The 4,234-nt window shown below is 69.8% G+C and carries 4 protein-coding genes; 3 read left to right on the top strand and 1 reads right to left on the bottom strand.

The annotated features are described in order from the left end of the window. Positions 1 to 584 (bottom strand): histidine utilization transcriptional repressor HutC (gene hutC / locus AC3XYG_RS28810; protein WP_489143316.1); only part of this gene is annotated, 584 nt, incomplete at its 3' end. 139 nt (positions 585 to 723) lie between these two features. On the opposite strand from hutC, the gene hutU reads away from it, so the two are divergent. The 3 genes from hutU to hutH all read left to right on the top strand — a co-directional run. Continuing rightward, the gene (hutU, locus tag AC3XYG_RS28815; protein WP_489143317.1) at positions 724 to 2,415 is read left to right on the top strand and encodes a urocanate hydratase; all 1,692 of its coding nucleotides are present in this window, start codon (positions 724 to 726) and stop codon (positions 2,413 to 2,415) included. Further along, on the top strand, positions 2,408 to 3,043 hold the full coding sequence (locus AC3XYG_RS28820) for a pyridoxamine 5'-phosphate oxidase family protein (protein ID WP_489143318.1): 636 nt from the start codon (positions 2,408 to 2,410) through the stop codon (positions 3,041 to 3,043). The genes hutU and AC3XYG_RS28820 overlap by 8 nt, the downstream gene beginning before the upstream one ends. Position 3,044: 1 nt before the next feature. Next, on the top strand, positions 3,045 to 4,234 hold a 1,190-nt coding region (hutH, locus tag AC3XYG_RS28825), incomplete at its 3' end, for a histidine ammonia-lyase (RefSeq protein ID WP_489143319.1).

Here is a 4,234-nt window from a genome sequence, read left to right on the forward strand (position 1 = left end):
TCGCGCTCCCACGGCTCGGCCAGCACCGCCTCGACCACATGCTCGCCTTCGGACAGCGGCGCCTGCTGCATCAGATAGTCGTGCGGCGTGATCCGGGTGAAATCCTGCGCCAGGTAATGCGGCGCCGTCTCCAGCCGGACATGCCGGTCCTCCAGCAGGATCGGCACGCCGTCCTCGTGATGGACCAGAATGGAATGGGCGATCGCAGCCCCTTCCGGCAATTCGAAGCGCGGCGCCGTCTCCGCCGTCACGGTCTCCGCCCGCAGCAGCATCACCGCGGCGCTGTGGGCATGGCCGCGGGCGCGCACATCGTCGGCGATGCTGCGGATTTCCATCAGCGGCACCTCGGGCTTGGCCCCGGCGACGAAGGTGCCGACGCCCTGCACCCGCACCAGCACCCCGGCCTCGGTCAGCTCGCGCAACGCCCGGTGGATCGTCATCCGGCTGATGCCGAGCGACTTCACCAGTTCGTTCTCCGACGGCACGCGGCCATTCTCCGACCACTCGCCGGCCTCGATCGAGCGCAGGATCATCGCCTTGACGCGGCGGTACAGCGGCAGCGGCTCGTCGAGCAGCATGGTCATCGGCTGGCGTCCATCAGGGTTCTGCGAGGGGCATTCCGAGGCTCTTGTCGACCTCGCGTCACTTGTATATACAACCCTATACCAATTTCGCCCGGAAGCCAATGCGCCGCCGGAGCCAACCCTACCAGGAGGCTTTGCCGTGACGACCACCACCAACCGTCGTGTCATCCGGGCGCCGCACGGGCCGGAGCTGAGCTGCCGGACCTGGCAGACCGAAGCCGCCATGCGCATGCTGATGAACAATCTCGACCCCGATGTGGCCGAGAACCCGGACGAGCTGGTGGTCTATGGCGGCATCGGCAAGGCGGCCCGCAACTGGGCGTCCTACGACACCATCGTCCGCAGCCTGAAGGATCTGGCCCCGGACGAGACCCTGCTGGTCCAGTCCGGGAAGCCGGTCGGCATCTTCCGCACCCACACCGACGCGCCGCGGGTGCTGATCGCCAACTCCAACCTGGTGCCGCACTGGGCGACCTGGGAGCATTTCCGCGAACTCGACGCCAAGGGCCTGATGATGTACGGCCAGATGACGGCCGGGTCGTGGATCTATATCGGCAGCCAGGGCATCGTCCAGGGCACCTATGAGACCTTCGCCGAAATCGGCCGCCAGCATTTCGACGGCAATCTGAAGGGCCGCTGGGTCCTGACCGGCGGCCTGGGCGGCATGGGCGGGGCGCAGCCGCTGGCCGCCACCATGGCCGGCGCGTCGATGATCGCGGTGGAATGCCAGGCCAGCCGGATCGAGCGCCGCCTCGCCACCCGCTATGTCGACCGCAAGGCCGACACGCTGGACGAGGCGATGGCGATCGTCAACGAGGCGAAGGCCCAGGGCAAGGCGGTGTCGGTCGGCCTGCTGGGCAACGCCGCCGAGATCTTCCCGGAGATTGTGCGCCGGGCCAAGGCCGACCCGTCCTGGCGGCCGGACGTGGTGACCGACCAGACCTCCGCCCATGACCCGCTGAACGGCTACCTGCCGGCCGGCTGGAGCTGGGCCGACGCCGAATCCCGCCGCCTGACCGACCCCGAGGGCGTGGTGCGCGCGGCCAAGGACAGCATGGCGGCGCACGTCCGCGCCATGCTGGACTTCCACGCCATGGGCATCCCGACGCTCGACTACGGCAACAACATCCGCCAGATGGCCCAGGATGTCGGCGTCGACAACGCCTTCGATTTCCCCGGCTTCGTCCCGGCCTATATCCGCCCGCTGTTCTGCCGCGGCATCGGCCCGTTCCGCTGGGCCGCCCTGTCCGGCGACCCGGAGGACATCTACAAGACCGACCAGAAGGTGAAGGAGCTGATCCCCGACGACGCCCACCTGCACAACTGGCTGGACATGGCGCGCGAGCGCATCGCCTTCCAGGGCCTGCCGGCGCGCATCTGCTGGGTCGGCCTGGGCCAGCGGCACCGGCTGGGCCTCGCCTTCAACGAGATGGTGGCCAAGGGTGAGCTGAAGGCGCCGATCGTGATCGGCCGCGACCACCTCGACAGCGGCTCGGTCGCCAGCCCGAACCGCGAGACCGAGGCGATGCAAGACGGGTCCGACGCCGTGTCCGACTGGCCGCTGCTGAACGCCCTCCTCAACACCGCCTCGGGCGCGACCTGGGTCAGCCTGCACCATGGCGGCGGCGTCGGCATGGGCTACAGCCAGCATGCCGGCATGGTGATCGTCGCCGACGGCACCGCCGATGCGGCCCGCCGGCTGGAGCGGGTGTTGACCAACGATCCGGGAACCGGCGTCATGCGGCATGCCGATGCGGGCTATGACATCGCCCGCGATTGTGCCCGCGAACAGGGCATGAACCTGCCGATGCTGGAGGACACCAATGGGTGAGGCTGCCGGGCGTGACGAACGGACCATCCAGGACCAGGCCGCGCTGCGCGGCCGGTATCCGGATCCGTCAGAGCTGGTCCGGAACAAGATCCTCGACCGGATCGACCCGCACGCCCGCGCCTTCATCGGCCTGTCGCCCTTCCTGGTCATTGCCACGGCCGGGTCGGACGGCAGCGCCGATGCCTCCCCTCGCGGCGACGCCCCGGGCTTCGTCGCGGTGGTCGACCGCAAGACCCTGCTGATCCCCGACCGGCGCGGCAACAACCTGTGCGACAGCCTCACCAACGTGGTGGAGAACCCGAAGGTGGGGCTGGTGTTCTTCGTGCCGGGTGTCAACGAGACGCTGCGGATCAACGGCGGCGCCGAGATCACCACCGATCCGGCGCTGCTGGAGCCGATGGCCGTGGACGGCAAGGTCCCGACCTCCGCCCTCAAGGTCACGGTCGAAGAGCTGTATTTCCACTGCGGCAAAGCGCTGATCCGGTCCCGGCTGTGGGACCCGGCGGTGCAGATCGAACGCCGCAGCTTCCCGACCCTGGGCAAGATCCTTGCCGACCAGATCAAGGGACTGGATTCGGATGAGGTCCAGTCCGGACTCGAAACCTCCTACCGGGACAGGCTGTACTGACATGGCCGATATCATCTTCACCGCCGGCAAGCTGACGCTGGCCCAGCTTCGCGCCATCGCCCGCGGCGACGGCGCCATCCGGCTCGACCCCGCCTGCCGGGCCGAGGTCGAGGCCGGCGCCGCCGTGGTCGCCGCGATCGTCGCCGAGAACCGCACCGCCTATGGCATCAACACCGGCTTCGGCAAGCTGGCCCAGACCCGGATCCCGACCGACCGGCTGGAGCAGCTGCAGACCAACCTGGTGCTGTCCCATGCGGTCGGCACCGGCCCGCTGCTGGACGATGCCGTGGTCCGGCTGATCCTGGCACTCAAGATCAACGGCCTGGCCCGCGGCCGGTCCGGCGTGCGCTGGACGGTGATCGAGGCGCTGCAGGCGCTGCTCGACGCCGGCGCCTATCCCTGCATCCCGGCCAAGGGCTCGGTCGGCGCCTCCGGCGACCTCGCCCCCCTCGCCCACATGTCGGCGGCGCTGCTCGGCGAAGGCGAGGTCCGGCTCAAGGGCAAGCGCTGGCCGGCGGCCGATGCGCTGCGCCAGATCGGCCTCAGGCCGCTGACGCTGGCGCCGAAGGAAGGCCTGGCCCTGCTGAACGGCACCCAGGTCTCGACCGCGCTGGCCCTGGTCGGCCTGTTCGCGACGGAAGAGGTGTTCGCCGCCGGCCTGGTCGCCGGCGCCATGTCGGTCGACGCCGCCCGCGCCTCGGACGCGCCGTTCGACGCCCGCATCCACGAATGGCGCGGCCAGCCCGGCCAGATCGAGGTGGCGGCGACGCTGCGCGGCCTGCTCGACCACAGCGCCATCCGCGCCTCGCATGTCGAGAATGACGACCGGGTGCAGGACCCCTACTCCCTGCGCTGCCAGCCCCAGGTGATGGGCGCCTGCCTCGACCAGATCCGCCACGCCGCGAAGGTGCTGGAGATCGAGGCCAATGCCGTGTCCGACAACCCGCTGGTGTTCCCCGAGACCGGCGACGTCATCTCCGGCGGCAATTTCCACGCCGAGCCGGTGGCCTTCGCCGCCGACCAGCTGGCGCTCGCGATCGCCGAGATCGGCGCGCTCTCCGAGCGGCGCATCGCGCTGCTGATCGACGCCTCGATCAGCGGCCTGCCGCCCTTCCTCACCGCGGCCTCGGGCGTGAACTCCGGCTTCATGATCGCGCACGTCACCGCCGCCGCGCTCGCCTCGGAGAACAA

The organism is Inquilinus sp., assembly GCF_057815775.1.